This is a genomic window from Ensifer sp. LBL (genome assembly GCF_050435225.1).
Classification (GTDB): domain Bacteria; phylum Pseudomonadota; class Alphaproteobacteria; order Rhizobiales; family Rhizobiaceae; genus Ensifer.
In genome coordinates this window covers 204,142-221,110 of record NZ_JBNDJY010000008.1, presented here as the reverse complement: position 1 = coordinate 221,110, position 16,969 = coordinate 204,142, and the positions used below count along the sequence as shown (strand labels likewise).

General features: G+C 62.7%; 18 protein-coding genes. 12 read left to right on the top strand and 6 right to left on the bottom strand.

Annotation, left to right across the window (positions count from 1 at the left end; all coding sequences use genetic code 11):
• Positions 1–154: 154 nt before the first annotated feature.
• Positions 155–454 carry an antibiotic biosynthesis monooxygenase family protein gene (locus tag OKW20_RS28135; protein WP_043613796.1) on the top strand — a complete coding sequence of 100 codons (300 nt, stop codon included), beginning with the start codon at positions 155–157 and terminating at the stop codon, positions 452–454.
• 271 nt (positions 455–725) lie between these two features.
• On the top strand, positions 726–1,664 hold the full coding sequence (locus tag OKW20_RS28130) for an MYG1 family protein (protein WP_429177476.1): 939 nt from the start codon (positions 726–728) through the stop codon (positions 1,662–1,664).
• Positions 1,665–1,730: 66 nt separating this feature from the next.
• On the opposite strand, the gene OKW20_RS28125 is transcribed toward OKW20_RS28130, so the two are convergent.
• A complete protein-coding gene (locus tag OKW20_RS28125) occupies positions 1,731–2,726 on the bottom strand; it encodes a GlxA family transcriptional regulator (protein WP_429177474.1) in 996 nt (331 codons plus the stop codon).
• Between the two features lie 209 nt (positions 2,727–2,935).
• Complete coding sequence (locus tag OKW20_RS28120; protein ID WP_256442640.1) at positions 2,936–3,058, bottom strand: hypothetical protein; 123 nt, start codon at positions 3,056–3,058, stop codon at positions 2,936–2,938.
• Positions 3,059–3,352: 294 nt separating this feature from the next.
• Here OKW20_RS28120 and OKW20_RS28115 point away from each other — a divergent pair, with 294 nt between their 5' ends.
• Complete coding sequence (locus OKW20_RS28115) at positions 3,353–3,550, top strand: hypothetical protein (protein WP_043613804.1); 198 nt, start codon at positions 3,353–3,355, stop codon at positions 3,548–3,550.
• Between the two features lie 174 nt (positions 3,551–3,724).
• Here OKW20_RS28115 and OKW20_RS28110 read toward each other — a convergent pair whose 3' ends face one another.
• On the bottom strand, positions 3,725–4,747 hold the full coding sequence (locus tag OKW20_RS28110; protein WP_429177471.1) for a LacI family DNA-binding transcriptional regulator: 1,023 nt from the start codon (positions 4,745–4,747) through the stop codon (positions 3,725–3,727).
• Between the two features lie 253 nt (positions 4,748–5,000).
• On the opposite strand from OKW20_RS28110, the gene OKW20_RS28105 reads away from it, so the two are divergent.
• The 7 genes from OKW20_RS28105 to OKW20_RS28075 all read left to right on the top strand — a co-directional run bounded on the left by OKW20_RS28105 (position 5,001) and on the right by OKW20_RS28075 (position 12,280).
• Positions 5,001–6,335: an ABC transporter substrate-binding protein gene (locus OKW20_RS28105; RefSeq protein WP_429177636.1), complete on the top strand. Its 1,335-nt coding sequence runs from the start codon at positions 5,001–5,003 to the stop codon at positions 6,333–6,335.
• Between the two features lie 105 nt (positions 6,336–6,440).
• Entirely contained in the window at positions 6,441–7,388 is a 948-nt protein-coding gene (locus tag OKW20_RS28100; protein ID WP_043613808.1) for a carbohydrate ABC transporter permease, read from the top strand.
• The gene (locus OKW20_RS28095) at positions 7,385–8,326 is read left to right on the top strand and encodes a carbohydrate ABC transporter permease (RefSeq protein WP_043613810.1); all 942 of its coding nucleotides are present in this window, start codon (positions 7,385–7,387) and stop codon (positions 8,324–8,326) included. Before OKW20_RS28100 ends, OKW20_RS28095 begins: the two co-directional genes overlap by 4 nt.
• Positions 8,323–8,511 (top strand): hypothetical protein, encoded by a 189-nt coding sequence (locus OKW20_RS28090; RefSeq protein ID WP_034799314.1) that lies wholly within the window; start codon positions 8,323–8,325, stop codon positions 8,509–8,511. Before OKW20_RS28095 ends, OKW20_RS28090 begins: the two co-directional genes overlap by 4 nt.
• Positions 8,512–8,514: 3 nt before the next feature.
• Positions 8,515–9,612 (top strand): ABC transporter ATP-binding protein, encoded by a 1,098-nt coding sequence (locus OKW20_RS28085; protein WP_192449631.1) that lies wholly within the window; start codon positions 8,515–8,517, stop codon positions 9,610–9,612.
• A complete protein-coding gene (locus tag OKW20_RS28080; protein ID WP_429116513.1) occupies positions 9,605–10,600 on the top strand; it encodes an ABC transporter ATP-binding protein in 996 nt (331 codons plus the stop codon). Before OKW20_RS28085 ends, OKW20_RS28080 begins: the two co-directional genes overlap by 8 nt.
• A 9-nt stretch (positions 10,601–10,609) precedes the next feature.
• Entirely contained in the window at positions 10,610–12,280 is a 1,671-nt protein-coding gene (locus OKW20_RS28075; protein ID WP_429177468.1) for a dihydroxyacetone kinase subunit DhaK, read from the top strand.
• 69 nt (positions 12,281–12,349) lie between these two features.
• Here the strand turns inward: OKW20_RS28075 and OKW20_RS28070 are convergent, their stop codons facing one another.
• Complete coding sequence (locus tag OKW20_RS28070; RefSeq protein WP_429177466.1) at positions 12,350–12,547, bottom strand: heavy-metal-associated domain-containing protein; 198 nt, start codon at positions 12,545–12,547, stop codon at positions 12,350–12,352.
• 423 nt (positions 12,548–12,970) lie between these two features.
• Between OKW20_RS28070 and OKW20_RS28065 the strand changes: the two genes are divergently transcribed.
• Positions 12,971–14,263 (top strand): NCS2 family permease, encoded by a 1,293-nt coding sequence (locus tag OKW20_RS28065; RefSeq protein WP_192449634.1) that lies wholly within the window; start codon positions 12,971–12,973, stop codon positions 14,261–14,263.
• A gap of 99 nt (positions 14,264–14,362) precedes the next feature.
• Here the strand turns inward: OKW20_RS28065 and OKW20_RS28060 are convergent, their stop codons facing one another.
• Positions 14,363–14,683 carry a 2Fe-2S iron-sulfur cluster-binding protein gene (locus tag OKW20_RS28060; protein ID WP_043613820.1) on the bottom strand — a complete coding sequence of 107 codons (321 nt, stop codon included), beginning with the start codon at positions 14,681–14,683 and terminating at the stop codon, positions 14,363–14,365.
• A gap of 41 nt (positions 14,684–14,724) precedes the next feature.
• Positions 14,725–15,978 (bottom strand): cytochrome P450, encoded by a 1,254-nt coding sequence (locus OKW20_RS28055; protein ID WP_429177464.1) that lies wholly within the window; start codon positions 15,976–15,978, stop codon positions 14,725–14,727.
• Between the two features lie 51 nt (positions 15,979–16,029).
• On the opposite strand from OKW20_RS28055, the gene OKW20_RS28050 reads away from it, so the two are divergent.
• A complete protein-coding gene (locus OKW20_RS28050) occupies positions 16,030–16,938 on the top strand; it encodes an AraC family transcriptional regulator (RefSeq protein ID WP_429177462.1) in 909 nt (302 codons plus the stop codon).
• Positions 16,939–16,969: the final 31 nt, after the last annotated feature.

Sequence of the window (16,969 nt, the reverse complement as noted above, 5' to 3'; positions counted from 1 at the left end):
TTGACCGCGAGGCCCGGGAGACTTGTCAAAGCTCAGGTCGAATGGCTCTCAGGCTTGCTGGCGATCCAAGGCTGCAACCGCACTTTGCCTGCCTCTTGCGAGTGAACCGTATCGGATCCATCCTGTAGAAGTTGCGTCCCATAGGGAGGTTAGGATGACGGCTTACAATTGTGTCCGTTTCCGCGTGAGACCCGGCCAAGAGGAACGGTTCGAGCACCTTTTCCGCAGCGCTCTTCGCGACTTTGAAGGTTTGCGGAAGATGGCGCTCAGCAAGGCTGCGGATGGATCGTATTTCTCAATTGCCGAATGGGAAAGTCTTGAGGCGATCGCTGCGGCACGTCCCATGATGAAGGCGAACCTCGACACGTTCCGCGATACGCTCCTGGAACTCGGTCAGGATCTCGGGGTCACGGACCCGATTTCCGGCGAGGCGATCTTCGAAATGGCGCGTTAGGGCAATGTGGCTGAGAAAGGTGGTTGCAACGGCTCCGCTGGTCGGTCGGCGGGGAGGGAGTTGGCTGCTAAGGTCGCGGATCTGACGGCGGTGATGTCGTCGGGTCGTGAACATGTGGGGCAATGTCAGAAGCGGCGCGACATCTCGCGCCGGATTTGGGAGCGTTGAGAACAGAACACTGCGACGAAGGCGCGATGACGGGTTGAGGTCACCGCAGGCAATGGCTATGTCGTGCCGCACACACGCGTCACGAACCATAAGGCCATTCGGAATGATCCCAGACTTTCTCGTTACCCATTCCGGTGGTTTCCACGCCGACGAACTGCTTTCCAGCGTCATTCTTACGCGGCTTTTCCCCGAGGCTCGCCTCGTTCGCAGCCGGGCGCCGGAATGGCTGAAGCCGGGGACGGACCGCATCATCTACGATGTCGGCGGCCAGTATGATGCCGAGGCTGGGCTGTTCGACCACCATCAGCGCGGGGCGCCGGTGCGAGAGGATGGCCAGCCCTACAGTTCGTTCGGCCTGATCTGGAAGCATTACGGCCGTGCCTATCTGGCAGCGTTCGGTGTTCCCGAGGCCCATGTAGAGGCGGTTCATGCCGCCTTCGATACGCGGTTCGTGCTGCCGATCGATCTGGTCGACAACGGTGCGCTCGATCCTTCCGTTGCCGGGCCCTTGGCGGGGCTGACGCTGTCGGCGCTGCTGGAGACCTTGAAGCCTGTCTTCGACGAAGGCGGCCAGGAGGCCGAGGATCGCAGCTTCCATCAGGCCCTTGCGATCGCACGCGCCTTCGTCGAGGCTGGCGTGTCGCAGCGCGCTGCAAAGCTTCGGGCCGAGGCGCTCGTGCTTGCGCAGATCGCCCTTGCCGGTGAAGGCCGCGTGCTCGAACTGCCGCGGGGCATGCCTTTCCGCCCGGCGATCGTGAAGGCTGGCGCCGACCACCTGCTGTTCGTCGTTCATCCGCGCGAGAACGACTGGTGCCTGACGGGCATTCGCAAGGCCGACGAAGGGTTCGAGCTGCGCGCCGATCTCCCGGCTGCCTGGGCCGGCCTGACGAACGGTGAACTGGAGGCGGCTTGCGGCGTGGCCGGCGCGCGCTTCTGCCACAACGGCCGCTTCATCGCGGCGGCAGCGACGCGAGAGGCAGCGCTCGCCATGGCGGAACTCGCCGTCAAGGAAGCCGCGACAGCAGGTAGCGGTCAGGGCTGAGGAAACCGACGAGCCGACGGCGGCGGCTATGGCCTGTGTGCCTTTAGCCGGGTCGCCTGGGACGGGTCACGCCGAAAGCGTGGCCCTGAACTTGCTCGGTGATTGACCGTAGGTCTTCGCAAAAATCCGCGAGAAATGGCCGGCGTTCTCGAAACCGACTTCGAGCGCGATGTCGATCAGCGGCGCCTTCGTCTGCGTCAGCAGATGTTTGGCGCGTTCCAGCCGAAACTTCCGATAGACCAGCGCTGGCGACATCTTCGCCTTGTCCATGAACAGGCGTTCGAGCTGCCGTCGGGACAGGCCGACGGATGCGGCCAGCTCCGGGATCGACAGCGTGTTGTCCGTGTGCTGCTCCATGATGATGAGGGCGGCGTTCAGGCGCGGGTCGTTGCTCTCGATCGCCAGCGGCTTTCTCGGCTGGACATGAAGATGCGAGCGCGCCTTGTCGATCTGCAGCACCTCGAGCGCATTCCGCTCGGCTTCCTTGCTGATGTGCAGGCGCACGATATGGGCTGCCATGTCGGCGGCACTGCTGCCGCCAGCGCAGGACCCGCGGGTGCGGTCGAGATTGAAGAGACGGTCCGAGCGAACCTTGAGATCGGGGAAGCGCTCGCGGAACGCCTGATAATGAAGCCAGCTCACGCAGACGGTGTGCCCGGCCATCAGGCCCGCTTCGGCAAGCACGAAGGTCCCGGTGCAGAGGCCGATCAGAGGCACCCTGCGCGCCGCCGCCTTCTGAAGGAAGCGGATCGTGTCGTCGTCGATCGGCTGCTTGCTGTTGAGCAGGCCGCCGACCACGACGATGTAGTTGAACCCGGCAGGGTCGACGAGGTCGGATGTCGGCGCCACCTGCACGCCGCAGCTGGAGGCGATGAGGTGCCGCGTGTTGCCCAGGACCTGCCAGTCCGCGCGGATGCGGCCGGACTTGTCGAGCTCGTCGCTCGCGAGCCGCAGCGTGTCGATGAACAGCGCGAATGCGGAAAGGGTGAAGGACCGCGCCAGTACGAAGCCGATCTTGAGACGCTCGGGCTGTGTCTCGCTGGATTTGATGGTCGTCGTCATTTGCCCTTCATGCTCGCGCCGCCAAGATCTCCGGTTCGCTGTTGAGCATGCTCGAACATATCCGGAGAGGTGGCCGCTGGCGGCCGAGACTTGCCTTTCGCTGTCCATGGGAGCCGGGGTTCGGTTCTTCCGGCACCCCATGGTGTGGCGCGGGAGGTCGACGCCCGGATGAGGGCGTCTTCGTCCTCATCATAACGAAGAGGTCGGGCTCAGATTGCTCTCGTCACGACCTGCGCCGCCACGGTTACGAACATTGCGGCCAGTGTCAGCGCCGCACTGAAGCGTGCCACCTTCATTCGCCGTTCGCGTGAGCCGCTCCAATCATAACCCATCTTTTCCCTCCCTTTGTCGCGACTGGGCCGGAACGCGTTTGCTCGGACGTCCGCCGAGCTGCGAGCCTTCCCAGGTCGTGGCTCTGAGTAGCGCTCATGCTGACGCGATGCCGCCGATCGTGTCAAGTTTGCCTCGGCGCGCAACGTTCCGGTGCCAGTCATGGCTCTGCGTCGCAGGCACCTGTGCAAAGGAATTTGCTGTTCGAGGGCGCAAACCCCCCAGTTGTGCGGGGAGCCTCTTTCCGCCGTTGTGATAGTTTTCTCTTTGGTGTGATTATTAAAGGGAGGGCGACGATGCCCGGCACATTCTCTACCGCCGACATGGACGTCATCAAACAGCAGCACGAGGAATGGTGTCGCGCCAACGACACCGACCCGAACAGTCCCGCGGGCATAGAGAAAGCCATGCAGATGCTGGTGAATTATGGCGGCAGCGCCAGCCGGCAACCGCCCGCGCAGCCGGAGACGGTGCGCGCCAAAGCGCGCGCCTGATCACAGCGTCCACCTACATTCTTTAGCAGTCTCGTCCTGTCTTCGATCGCGTCGAGCGAGGGTTGTCGTCGACTGCGTAGGGAATGCGCGCGCGGCGGCGGCGCTATCGCGATCTGGCGTTGCGCCCGATCGCTTGGGGTGCGCACGTCAAAGATGTATGCGCCACGCGGTGGCTTAAAGGTTCTCCTTGAGGAGGACCTCTATCCTGATCTTGTCCTGAGCGGCGTGCGGTTCGCGAAAATCGGTCCGCGCGCGCATGATGCGGATGGCGCTGCGCACCGCGTGGCCCGGATCCTGGGCGATGACGGCGTCGATGCTGGCGTCGTGCAGGCCGCGTTCACTGAAGGGGGTGCGCTCGTGGACGACCACCGTGATCTCCTGCAGATCAGTGAAGGATGCTGCGCCCTCGAGCGGAATCCTCGCCTCGGAACTCAGCACGTAGATCGCCGCAACCTCCTGATTGTTTTCCAGAACTCTCTGGAGAATCTGGGTGGCCCTGCGCGCGTCGCCATGGGTCTCGATCGAGGGAAGACACTGCAGGTGGGGGAACTGTGAGTTGACGACATCGTCGAAGCCAAGGCGCCGCTCGATGCTGTCTAGAGACTGCATCGTCTCGGCCACGATCAGGACTTTTCCGGCCCTCTGGCCGACAAACCGACCGATGATCTTGGCCGCGGTCGCGCCGGCGGCATAGTTGTCGACGCCGACGAAATCTGCGGTCGGCAGCTTTTCCTGCCCGGACAGGAACTGCACGAACTTGACGCCGCGCTCGATCAGGCGGCCGATCGCATCGCGGACCTGCGGCGATTCCGGCGCCATCATCGCGATCCCGTCGAATTCGTTCTCGTCGATGTCGGCGAGATATTTTGCGACCTTGTGCGGGTCGTCGATCGGGATCTGGACGACGTCGAGGTCGACGAGGTCGCCCTTCATCGACACCCGCGCCTCCTCGACCCGGTGGATGAGTTCCGCCAGATAGAGGTCGCCGCTCGTCGGCAGCACGAACCGGAACCGATAGCTCTTGTTGCGGGCCAGGCTGACGGCCGCCGGGTTTCGAATAAACCCAATACGCTCAATGGCTTCGTTGACGCTGCGGACAGCCTTCGGGCTGACATTCGGCCTGTCGTTCAGCACGCGGTCGACGGTTGCGAGGCTCAACCCCGCTGCCTCAGCAAGATCCTTGGCTGTTGGCCGCATGCGGAACTCCCAGTGTGTATCGTCCCCAATCTACTCCACCAAAATGGCCGCGAAATCAAGAATTGATGTGCGCACCTCAAAAATCGCTTGCACTGAGGTGCGCACCTCAGTTATGAATCCTTCAGCGAAGAACGCAGGCCCTGAATGCGGCCGCGCCCGCCGCTCGTGCCAAGAGGATTTAGGTACGCCACCGCCCGGTCAGGGCGCTTCCTTCTGATGGAGGTCGGAAGGTACAAGGGGGAGGAACCCGATGATGAAGCAGATTCTGTTGAGCTCCACAGTCATGGTCGGAGCGTATTTTGCCATTGCGGGTGCGTCCGGTACGCACGCTTCCGCAGCGGAGCTGACGCTTTGCTGGGCCGCTTGGGATCCGGCCAACGCGCTCGTCGAACTCAGCAAGGACTTCGAAGCCAAGAGCGGCAACACGATGAAGTTCGAGTTCGTGCCGTGGCCGAACTTCGCCGACCGGATGCTGAACGAGCTGAATTCCGGTGGCAAGCTCTGCGATCTGATGATCGGCGACAGCCAGTGGATCGGCGGCGCCGCCGAGAATGGCCAATACATCAAGCTCAATGATTTCTTCGACAAGGAAGGGATCAAGATGGACGACTTCATTCCGGCAACCGTCATCGGTTACGCGGAATGGCCGAAGAACACGCCGAACTACTGGGCGCTGCCGGCGTTCGGCGACGTGGTCGGCTGGACCTATCGCAAAGACTGGTTCTCGCGTCCCGAACTCCAGGCGGAGTTCAAGCAGAAATACGGCCGCGATCTCGCCGTGCCGAAGACTTTCGCCGAACTCAAGGACATCGCCGAATTCTTCCAGAAGCGCCAGATCGACGGCAAGACCGTCTATGGCGCTGCAATCTATACGGAGCGCGGCTCTGAAGGCATCACCATGGGCGTGATGGACGTGCTCTACAGCTACGGCTTCGAGTACGGAAATCCGAAAAAAGCCTATGAACTCGACGGTTTCGTCAACTCGGCGGATGCGGTCAAGGGCCTGGAATTCTACAAGGCGCTCTACGATTGCTGCACGCCTCCCGGCCATTCCGACGCCTACATGTCGGAGGACATCGACGCCTACAAGTCCGGCCAGGTCGCCCTGCAGATGAACTTCGCCTTCACTTGGCCCGGCATCCATGCCGACGCCAATGTCGGCGGCGACAAGTCCGGCTACTTCCCCAATCCCGCCGGCCCGACCGGTGTGCAGTTCGCCCAGCTCGGCGGCCAGGGCATCTCGGTCGTCGCGGCGTCCGACAAGCAGAAGGAAGCGCTGGATTACATCAAGTGGTTCGCGCAGCCTGAAATCCAGAAAAAGTGGTGGGCGCTTGGCGGTTACTCCGCACTGCGCTCGGTGGTCGAGGACCCGAGCTTCGCCACAAGCCAGCCCTATGCGCAGACCTTCCTGGATTCGATGGCTATCGTGAAGGACTTCTGGGCAGAACCTTCCTATGCATCTCTGCTCCAGGCTTCCCAGAAGCGCTTCCACGACTATGTCGTAGCAAAGCAGGGCACGGCGAAGGACGCGCTCGATGGTCTCGCTGACGACTGGAAGGACATCTTCGAGGACGAAGGCAAGTATTGACGCAAACACCCGCCGCCTCCCGGCGGAAGCGTCCATGCGGGGCCGGCCGGCCGATCTCTCGCGCCGGCCCCGCATGCCCATTCGTCAATGCCTTAGGGGAATACCATGCTCCATTCTTCGATCGATCGCGCTGCGCACGCGACGCCGCCCGTGCTTGCACGGCGCATCAGAGGGTTGTCGGACCGCGCGATCGCCTGGATTTTCGTCGCACCGTCCATCGTGCTTTTGCTTGCGATCAACATCTTCCCGCTGATCTGGACCGTCCGGCTGAGCTTCACCAATTTTCGCGTGAACCGCCCGAACGAGCCGGTTCAGTTCGTCGGTCTGCGCAACTACCTGAACATCCTGACCGACAAGGACATCTGGCTGACGATGCAGGCCACGGCCCACTTCCTGATCTGGACGATCGTCCTGCAGGTGCTGATCGGCTTTGCTCTCGCCTATCTCATCAACAAGAAGTTCCGCGGCAACGACCTGTGGACGACCATCATCGTGCTTCCGATGATGCTGAGCCCGGCCGTCGTCGGCAACTTCTGGACCTTTCTCTACCAGCCGCAGATCGGCCTCTTCAATTACGCGATCGGGTTCCTGACCGGAGCAGACCCGTCCAGCTTCTCGATGATCGGCGACACGTCGCTGGCGCCCTGGGCAATCATCATCGTCGACACCTGGATGTGGACGCCGTTCGTCATGCTCATCTGCCTCGCCGGGCTGCGCTCCATTCCGAGCAGCATCTATGAGGCGGCGGAATGCGACCGGGCCAGCAGCTGGCGCCAGTTCTGGACGATCACCATTCCGATGGTGCTGCCGTTCCTGATGCTGGCCATCCTCTTCCGCGGCATCGAGAACTTCAAGATGTTCGACCTGGTGGTGCAACTGACGGGCGGCGGACCGGGCTCGATCACGGAGCTGACGTCGATCAACCTGAAGCGCGAAGCCTTCGAGAAATGGCGCACCGGATACGCCTCCGCCTATGCCGTCATCCTCTTCGTGACCGTCTTCGGCCTGGCGTCGATCTATGTCAAAGCACTCAACAAGGTGAAGCAGAGATGAGCAGCTTTTCTGTAACGGAGCCATCCGCACGGCAGAAGTGGTTCGCAGGCGCCCTGGTCGTGCTTTATGCGGTGATCACCATTCTCCCGCTGCTGTGGATCATTGGAACGGGTTTCAAATCGCCATCGGACGCGATCGCCTATCCGCCAAAGACATTCTTCGAGCCGACGCTCGAAGGCTATGTGAACCTCTTCACGACGCGCACCCGCGTTTCGGAAGAACAACTGAAGGAGATGGGCGAACCGAAGACCTGGTACGAGCGTCTCGTTCGCAAGGATGGGCTGATCATCGCTGGCCCGTCGCGCTTCCCGGAGCGCTTCTATAATTCCGTCATCATCGGGTTTGGTTCGACGGTGCTGTGCATCGTGCTCGGGACGGCTGCGGCCTATGCCTTCTCGCGCTTCAAGGTGCCGCTCAAGGACGACCTGCTGTTCTTCATCCTCTCTACACGGATGATGCCGCCGATTGCGGTCGCCATTCCGATCTTCCTGATGTTCCGCTCGCTCGGGCTGAACGACACCCATGCCGGCATGATCCTGCTCTATACGGCAGTCAACCTGTCGCTCTCGGTCTGGCTGCTCAAGGGGTTCATCGACGAGATCCCGATCGAGTATGAAGAGGCGGCGCTGATCGATGGCTACACACGCTTCCAGGCCTTCTACAAGGTTGTGCTGCCCCAGGCGGCGACCGGGATCGCGTCGACGGCGATCTTCTGCCTGATCTTCGCCTGGAACGAATACGCCTTCGCCGTGCTGCTGACGTCCGGCACCGCGCAGACCGCACCACCCTTCATTCCGACGATCATCGGCGTCGGCGGCCAGGACTGGCCGGCAGTGGCGGCCGGCGCGACCCTCTTCCTCGTCCCCGTGATGGTGTTCACGATCCTGCTTCGCAAACACCTCCTGCGCGGCATCACCTTCGGAGCGGTAAGAAAATGACAGCTTTCCTCAACCAGTTGCTCCGCCTTCGCCGTGGCGCATGGGAAATGGTGGCATCGGTGCTCATCGCGCTCGGCGTGGTCATGCTGATGCAGCCGGTCTCGCTCACGCTCTACTCCTTCTCCTTCCTCGTGACGCTGCTTGGGACAGTCATGTTCATCATCGTCAGCCATTTTCCGGAGTGACCCATGGCACAGATCAGAATTGAAAATGTGCGCAAGGAGTTCGGGGCGTTCACGGCTGTCCAGTCTTCGAGCTTCACGGTGGAAGACGGCGAGTTTTTCATGCTGCTCGGCCCATCCGGATGCGGCAAGACGACGACGCTTCGCATGATGGCGGGATTGGAACTGCCGACGAGCGGCCAGATCTATATCGGCGGCGAAGAGGTCGGCATGAAGCGGGCGAGGGAGCGCGATATCGCCTTCGTCTTCCAGATGTTCGCCCTCTATCCCCACATGAACGTGCGCAAGAACATCTCCTATCCGCTCGTCAGCCAGGGCATGAAAAAGGCGGATGTGGCGACGCGCGTCGCCGAGGTGGCAAGGATCCTCAGAATTGAAGGCATCCTCGACAAGCCGGTCGGCGGGCTCTCGGGTGGCGACCGGCAGCGTGTCGCGCTCGGTCGGGCGATTGTCCGTAACCCGAAGGCCTTCTTCATGGACGAGCCGCTCGGCGCGCTCGACGCGGAGTTCCGCGAACATATGGCAGGCGAACTGCGGGCGCTGCACGATCGCATGGGCGCCACCACCGTTTACGTCACCCACGACCAGCTGGAAGCGATGCAGATGGGCGACAAGATCGTCGTCATGAATCACGGCGTCATCGAGCAATTCGGCCGGCCGCAGCAGATCTACGACTGGCCGGCGACGAAGTTCGTCGCCAAGTTCATCGGCTCCCCGTCCATGAACTTTCTGGAGTTCGAGGGCATGATCGGTGTCGGTGGCGACAGCATCGACCTCGGCGGAAAAAAGGTCGCGGTTCCGGCGTCGCGCGAGGGCAGGGCCGGTACGCTGTCGCTCGGTGTGCGTCCCGAGCACGTCCGTTTCGTCGACGACTCCAGCTACAGAGGCCGCGTGATCGCCGTCGAGTATCTGGGCACCACCCAGATCGTCACGATCGAAACGCCCAATGGCGAGATCAAGGCGCGCACGCCCTCCAGTCAGGCAGCCCGCACCGACGAACTTGTCGGTCTCGACTTCAACGCACGGACCTTGACGCTCTTCAATGCGGAGACGGGTCGTGCTCTTGTCTCCGAAGCCAACGAGGGAGTGCTGCGCCGTGGCTGAAGTCATCCTAAGAAACGTGACGAAGACATTCGGCACCCACGCGGCGCTCAACGAGGTCTCGATGACGATCCCGGACGGATCGTTCGTCGTGCTGCTGGGGCCGACCGGTGCCGGAAAGACGACGACGTTGCGCATGGTCTCGGGTCTCGACACGCCCGACAGCGGCGAGATCTTTATCGGCGGGATGTCCATGCAAGGACTGACGCCGGCGCAGCGCAACGTGGCAATGGTCTTCCAGCAATATTCGCTCTACCCGCATCTGTCCGTGCGGCAGAACCTGGAGTTTCCGCTGAAATCCCCGCTTCTGAGAACGCCACAAAAGACGATCGACGAAAAGGTGAACGCCATCGCCGAGGTCCTGCAGATCTCGCACAAGCTCGACAACAAGGCGACGGCCCTGTCCGGCGGTGAGATGCAGCGCGTGTCGATCGGTCGGGCGCTTGTCAGAAACCCGCAGATATACCTGATGGACGAGCCGTTGAGCTCGCTCGATGCGAAGCTTCGGGCCGACCTGCGCGTCGAACTGAAGAACATCCAGGCAAAATCCGGGGCGACGCTTCTCTACGTCACCCACGACCAGATCGAAGCCATGACCATGGCAACGCATATCGGCGTGCTCGAAGAGGGCAGGCTCGTTCAGTTCGGTTCACCACGAGAGGTCTACGAAGCGCCGGTCAGCGTCTACGCCGCGACCCGCCTCGGCCAGCCGCGCATCAACGTCCTGCCTGCCAAGCTTTTTGCGGGGGCGCCGGAGAGGGCGCAGTCGATCGGACTTCGGCCCGAAAACATCGTCCAGGGCGCCGGAGAGGACGCCCTTGTGACCCGTGTCGAACATCTGGGCGACCAGACGCGCCTGCATCTGACGTTCAAGCAGCACAACCTCGTGACGGTCACGGATCCCCACACCGGGTTCCGCGGCGGCGAGACCATCAAGATCCAGCCAGACAAGCCGCTCTTCTTCGACGCGGCCGGAATGCGCATCGCTTAGGAGGCGAACATGAATCAGTTTATCAACCGCAAGGAAAATGCGGTTACGGAAGCGATCGACGGGGTTCTTGCCGCATCCGGCGGCGCGCTCAGCCGCCTCGACGGATATCCGCACATTCGCGTCGTCCTGCGCTCGGATTGGGACAGGAACAAGGTTGCGCTGGTTTCAGGTGGCGGCTCGGGACACGAGCCCGCGCATATCGGCTTCGTCGGCAAGGGCATGCTGACGGCCGCCGTCTGCGGCGATGTCTTCGCATCGCCGAGCGTGGACGCGATCCTCGCCGGTATCCTGGCGGTGACCGGGCCTGCCGGCTGCCTGCTGATCGTCAAGAACTACACCGGTGACCGGCTGAACTTCGGCCTCGCGGCCGAACGCGCCCGCGCCTACGGCCTCAATGTGAGCATGGTCATCGTCGATGACGACATCGCGCTGCCGGACCTTCCGCAGGCACGCGGTGTCGCCGGTACCCTGTTCGTCCACAAGATCGCCGGAGCGCTCGCAGAAAGCGGGGCGGACCTCGATACGATCGCCAATGCGGCGCGCAAGGTCATATCGGGCACGAGCACCATCGGCATGTCGCTCGATACCTGCACGGTTCCCGGTTCGCCGAAGGAACATCGCATCCCCGAGGGGCATGCGGAACTCGGCCTCGGCATCCATGGCGAAGCTGGCGTCGAACAGATTGTGTATTCCGATGCGAGAAGCGCCGTCGCCGCCATGGTCGAGCGGCTGCAGGCGGCGATGGAGGACAAGCCGCACGTGGTGCTCGTCAACAATCTCGGCGGCACGTCGATCCTGGAAATGTCTGTCCTCATGCATGAACTCGCCCAGTCTGATATCGCCGACCGGATCGTGCACCTTGTCGGGCCCGCGCCGATGATGACGTCTCTGGACATGCGTGGCTTTTCCGTCTCCGTCTATCCGGCCGACAAGGCCGAACTGGAGCTGTTGTCCCGGCCCGTGGCGCTTCCTGCATGGCCAGGCGTTTCCGCCGTCAGGCCGGTGAATGTTCTGGCCCTGCCGGATGGCCTGACGCCGATTTCGCCTCTGCCTTCGCGACACGATGCGACGCGGCAGTTCCTGCTTGCCTGCTGCAACCTGCTGATCGATGCGGAAAAGGACCTGAACGCGCTCGATGCCAAGTCCGGCGACGGAGACACCGGCTCGACACTCGCCGGCGCCGCACGGGCACTCATTCAGGCGCTCGATCGCCTGCCGCTTTCCGACCATACGCAGCTCTTCCGCGCCATCGGGCAGGAGCTGAGCCAGACGATGGGCGGTTCTTCGGGCGTGCTTCTGGCGATCTTCTTCGCCGCCGCCGGTGATGGCGCTTCGAGTGGGCTTTCCATCCGCGAAGCGCTAAAGGCCGGGTTGGCGCGCATGCAGGAAATCGGCGGCGCGCAGATCGGCGACCGCACCATGGTCGACGCGCTTTCTCCCGCGCTCGATGCGCTCGACGCGAGCATCGGCGCGGCTGCCAAGGCAGCGCGCGACGGCGCCGACCTGACGGCGACGCTCGTGCGGGCAAGGGCAGGGCGGGCCGCCTATATCAACGCCAAACAGCTCGAAGGGCACATCGATCCCGGCGCCGAAGCCGTCGCCCGCCTGTTCGAGCACCTGGCGCGCCATCCCGATATGCTCGGGCGCCAGCCCGAAGGCGCCGCAGCCGTCGCCGGCTGACAGCCAGACAACGAAACGCCCCGGCAAGCCGGGGCGTTTCGTGACGGGAGGTGTCAGTGGAGCGTGGGCTCAGAGCGCGTGGCTCTCGTAACCGGCCGCCTTCAGGGCGTCTGCGATCGGCCCTGCCGCTGCGGCGGTCTCGACGCTGACTTCCCTCTTGCCGAGATCGACCTTGATCGTTGCCTGCGGGTCGACGCTCAGGATCGCCTTCTGGACGACGCCGGCGCAGTGGCCACAGGTCATGTTGTCGATCTTGTAGTTCTGCATGCTTGTCTCCTTGGTTCGGTTGTGAGACAAACATGGCGTCTCCCACCGTTGGAAGGTCAATAGGGCCTTCGAGATATTTGTTCGCGGCATTTCCAGTCGCACGAATGGTGGAAAATACCCCCCGAGAGCCTAAGCCAACGGCCTCTCAAATTCTCCGAAAAATTTGAAAGTCTTTCATCATCGATCCCGGGAATGGACGGCTAGCGGTCTGCGTCCGGAAGTCGCACAATCCTGGGGCTGTGCAAGAGGCATTCGCGTCGTCCGAGAGAGGGCGGACGATCGCCAGCCGGCACGAAGCCTAAAGCGAAGCGATCGCTCCGGACTGTCCGGGCGTTCGAAATGCACTGGTCGGGAACTGGAGGAGACGGTTTCCCGCTCATTGTCGTTCGGCTGCGTCGTGGTGACGCCGCCAAGGGAGGAAAGATGTTTGAACGACTATTCAAGCTGAAAGAGCATCAGACGACGGCGCGCACCGAGGTGATCGCCGGTATCACGACATTCCTGACGATGTCCTACATCATCTTCGTCAACCCCGACATCCTGTCGAGCACGGGCATGGATAGGGATGCCGTCTTCGTCGCAACCTGTATCGCCGCGGCACTCGGCTCCGCCGTCATGGCGCTCGTCGCCAACTGGCCGATCGGCATGGCGCCCGGCATGGGCCTCAACGCCTTCTTCGCCTTCACCGTGGTCGCAGCCCTCGGCTTCACCTGGCAGCAGGCGCTGGGCGCGGTCTTCATCTCGGGCGTGATCTTCCTGATCCTGACCGTGACGGGGGTCCGAAGCTGGCTGATTGCCGGTATTCCGCATTCGCTTCGAAGCGCGATCGCCACCGGTATCGGCCTCTTCCTCGGCATCATCGCCCTGAAGAACGCCGGCATCGTCGTCGACAATCCGGCAACGCTCGTCGGTCTCGGTGACCTCAAGCAGACCGGTCCGCTTCTCGCCATCCTCGGCTTCTTCGTGATTGCCGTGCTGGACGCGCTGAAAGTTCGCGGCTCGATCCTGATCGGCATCCTGGTCGTCACCGTCCTGTCGATGATCCTCGGCGTCAGCGAGTTCAAGGGCATCGTTTCGGCACCGCCGAGCATCGCGCCGACCTTCCTGCAACTCGACATCATGGGCGCCCTGCATGGCGGCCTGCTGCACGTCATCCTCGTCTTCGTGCTCGTCGAGGTCTTCGACGCGACCGGCACGCTGATCGGTGTCGCCAAGCGCGCCAAGCTGGTGGAAGAGGGCAAGCCGAACCGTCTCGGTCGCGCGCTTCTGGCCGACAGCACCGCGATCGTCGCCGGCTCGCTGATCGGCACCAGCAGCACCACCGCCTATGTCGAAAGCGCCTCGGGCGTGCAGGCCGGCGGTCGCACGGGCCTGACGGCACTCACCGTCTGCGTGCTGTTCCTGGCGGCGCTGTTCTTCTCGCCGCTGGCAGCCGCCGTTCCGTCCTATGCGACGGCCCCGGCTCTGCTCTATGTCGCCGGTCTGATGATGCGCGAACTGACGGAAGTCGACTGGGACGATCTGACCGAGGCGGCACCGGCGGCACTCACCGCCCTTGCCATGCCCTTCACCTACTCGATCGCCAACGGCCTCGCCTTCGGCTTCGTCAGCTACGTCGTGCTGAAGGTCTTCACCGGCAAGTGGAGCGTCATCCACCCGGCAACCCAGCTCGTTGCAGCACTCTTCATCGTGCGCTTCGCGTTCTTCGCCGAATAACGAAAATCGGCCGGGGCATGTCGCCTCGGCCGATCGGAACTTCCCCGTAAGTGCTGACCGGAGCAACGAAATGTTGCTCCGGTCTTTTTCTGTTTCGTCTCAGTATTGGCCGGCGGGCAGATGCACGACGAGCCCATCCAGTTCTGCCGAGACGGTGATCTGACAGCTCAGGCGGCTGCGTTCGTTCGGGTTGACCACGCACTCGATCATGTCCTGTTCCTGGAATTCGGGCGCCGGCAGGCGGTCGCTCCATTCGCCGTCGATGTAACAGTGACAGGTGCCGCAGGCGCAAGAGCCGCCGCATTCGGCGGCAATGGCGTCGATGCCGTTCTGCACGGCGGCGGACATCAGCGACTGGCCGATCTCCGCCTGGATTTCTTTCGTCGTGCCGTCCGCGTCGATGAAGACGATCTTGGGCATGGGTATTCTCCGATTGCGTATGTTGGTGTCGAGGATGGGGATCAGGCGGGCCGGATGGCGATCTTCAGCCGCTTGGGTCCGCGGACTGAAAGCCCGCGCTTGTATTCCGGTTCCCGGTCGACGAGTTCGATGGTCGGGAAGCGGCGAAGCAGGGTGCTGAAGATGATATCCATGTCGAGGCGCGCGAGGTGGTTGCCGAGACAGAAATGCACGCCGCCGCCAAAGGCCAGATGCCGATTGGGCGTGCGGCCGATGTCGAAGGTGTCGGCGTTCTCGAACTGCTTGGGATCGCGGTTGGCGGCGCCATAGAGCAGGCCGAACTTGGTGCCGCGCTCGAAGCGCCGGCCGAAGATCTCGATGTCCTCGACGCAATGGCGGTGGAAGAACGGAAGCGGCGACTCGTAGCGGAACATCTCCTGCACGCCGGTCTGGATCAGCCCGGGTTCGCTCCGCAGCCGCGCCATCTGGTCGGGGAAGCGCAGAAGTGCATGCATGCCGCTGCCGAGCACGTCGATCGTCGAGCCATGGCCGGCCATCAGGATCAGCATGCAGGTTGAGATGAATTCGTCGAAGTTCATCGCGCCCGAGCGCTCCGCCTCTATCAGCACGGAGATCAGGTCGTCCTTCGGCGCCCGCTCGCGCTCGGCCTTCAGCGCCGTCAGATACTCGTAGAATTCGGTGGTGTTGCGCTCGGCGAGTTCCTTGCGCGCATCCGAGCGGTCAACGTCGAAGAACTGCACGATGTTTTCCGACCAGATCCGCAACTGCGGACAGTCCTCGTCCGGAACGCCAAGCAGGCGGCCGATGATGTGGCCGGGCACGTGGGCAGCAAGGTCGTCGACGAAGTCGATCTCGCCACGATCGGCGAGGCTGTCGATCAGCCGGTCGACATAGGCCTGGATCTGGTCGCGGAGCTTGGCGATCATCGCCGGCGTGAACAGCTTGAACACCTGTTTGCGCAGCCGGTCATGCACGGCACCATCGCTGTCGAGCAGGCTGAACTGCACGAAGCGCTCGTGATGCGGCATGTCGTGCCAATTGGCGGCGCGCTGCAGTTTTGCAAGCTCTTCCTTGGTTGCGAGGTCTTCGAGCGAGCGCACCATGCGCTTGTCCATAACGATCGCCGAGACGTCCTCGAAGCGCGAGGCAAGCCAGATGTCGAAGTCCGCGAAGTAGTGCAGCCCCTCCTTCTCGCGCAGCGCGCGATAGGTCGGATAGGGATCGCGAGCAAAATCCGGAGACAGCGGCGCGAAGGTGAAATTCGCGGCGTCGCCGTTCGGCGCGGTTTCGGTCATGGGCAATTCTCCGTGCATAAAGCTGCATGATAACGTCACGGGATCAGCTCTGTGAATGGCGTCCTGTCGCAAGATGATGGACAAAACTCGCATCGGATGCCAGAAAATGGCATGTTGCCCGAAAGCGAAGAGCTCCATTTTCACACCCCGGCAAAATTCGCCGATGCGTTTCCGTATCTGGCGCTGGTGGCCGGAAGCCGGACGACACGTCCTGACGAGGCGCCGATCCGCAAACGGTTCCACCAGCATGTCTTCGTCTACACAACGGGCGGACGCGGGTTGATCGAGGTGCGCGGTCAGCGTTTCCTGGCCGAAACGGGCAGCGTCGCCTGGCTCGATACGGCTCAGGCCTATGCGCATAGCTGCGCGCCAGACAGCGAAAGCTGGCGCTATCTCTGGATGGGGATCGAGGGACACGGGCTTGATGCGCTTTACCAGTTTCTCGGCGTGCAGCAGTCGCCCCTGTTCGTGCCGAGAGATACGGACAGGGCACAGGCGGCGTTCGAAAGTGTGAGCGGATTTCTTGCCGAGCGCTCGCCTGCGACCGACGCCCTGTCGAGCGCCGCGATCGCGGGACTGATGGCGGACATGATCACGCCACGGCTGATTGGGGCCGAGCCGGCTGAGGAGAGGTCCGGTGAAGACCGTTTGCTTCAGGTGCTGTCGGTGATGCGCGACGATCTCGCGAGATCCTGGACGATCGACGATCTGGCGGCGCTTGCGCGGCTGAGCCCATCGCAACTCTTTCGCCGCTTCCGCGACATGGTGGGAACAACGCCGATGGACTGGCTGCGCCACGAGCGCATCAATCAGGCAAAACGCCTGCTGGTGGGTCCCGATGCCAAGGTGTCGGCGGTGGCCGCCGTCTGCGGCTATCCGGATCCCTATCATTTCTCCCGCGATTTCCGGCGGCTGACGGGATACACGCCGACGAAGTTCAGGCGGGATGGCGGCTATTGAGGCCGCAGTCTTATCGTCCGATTTCGGCGGC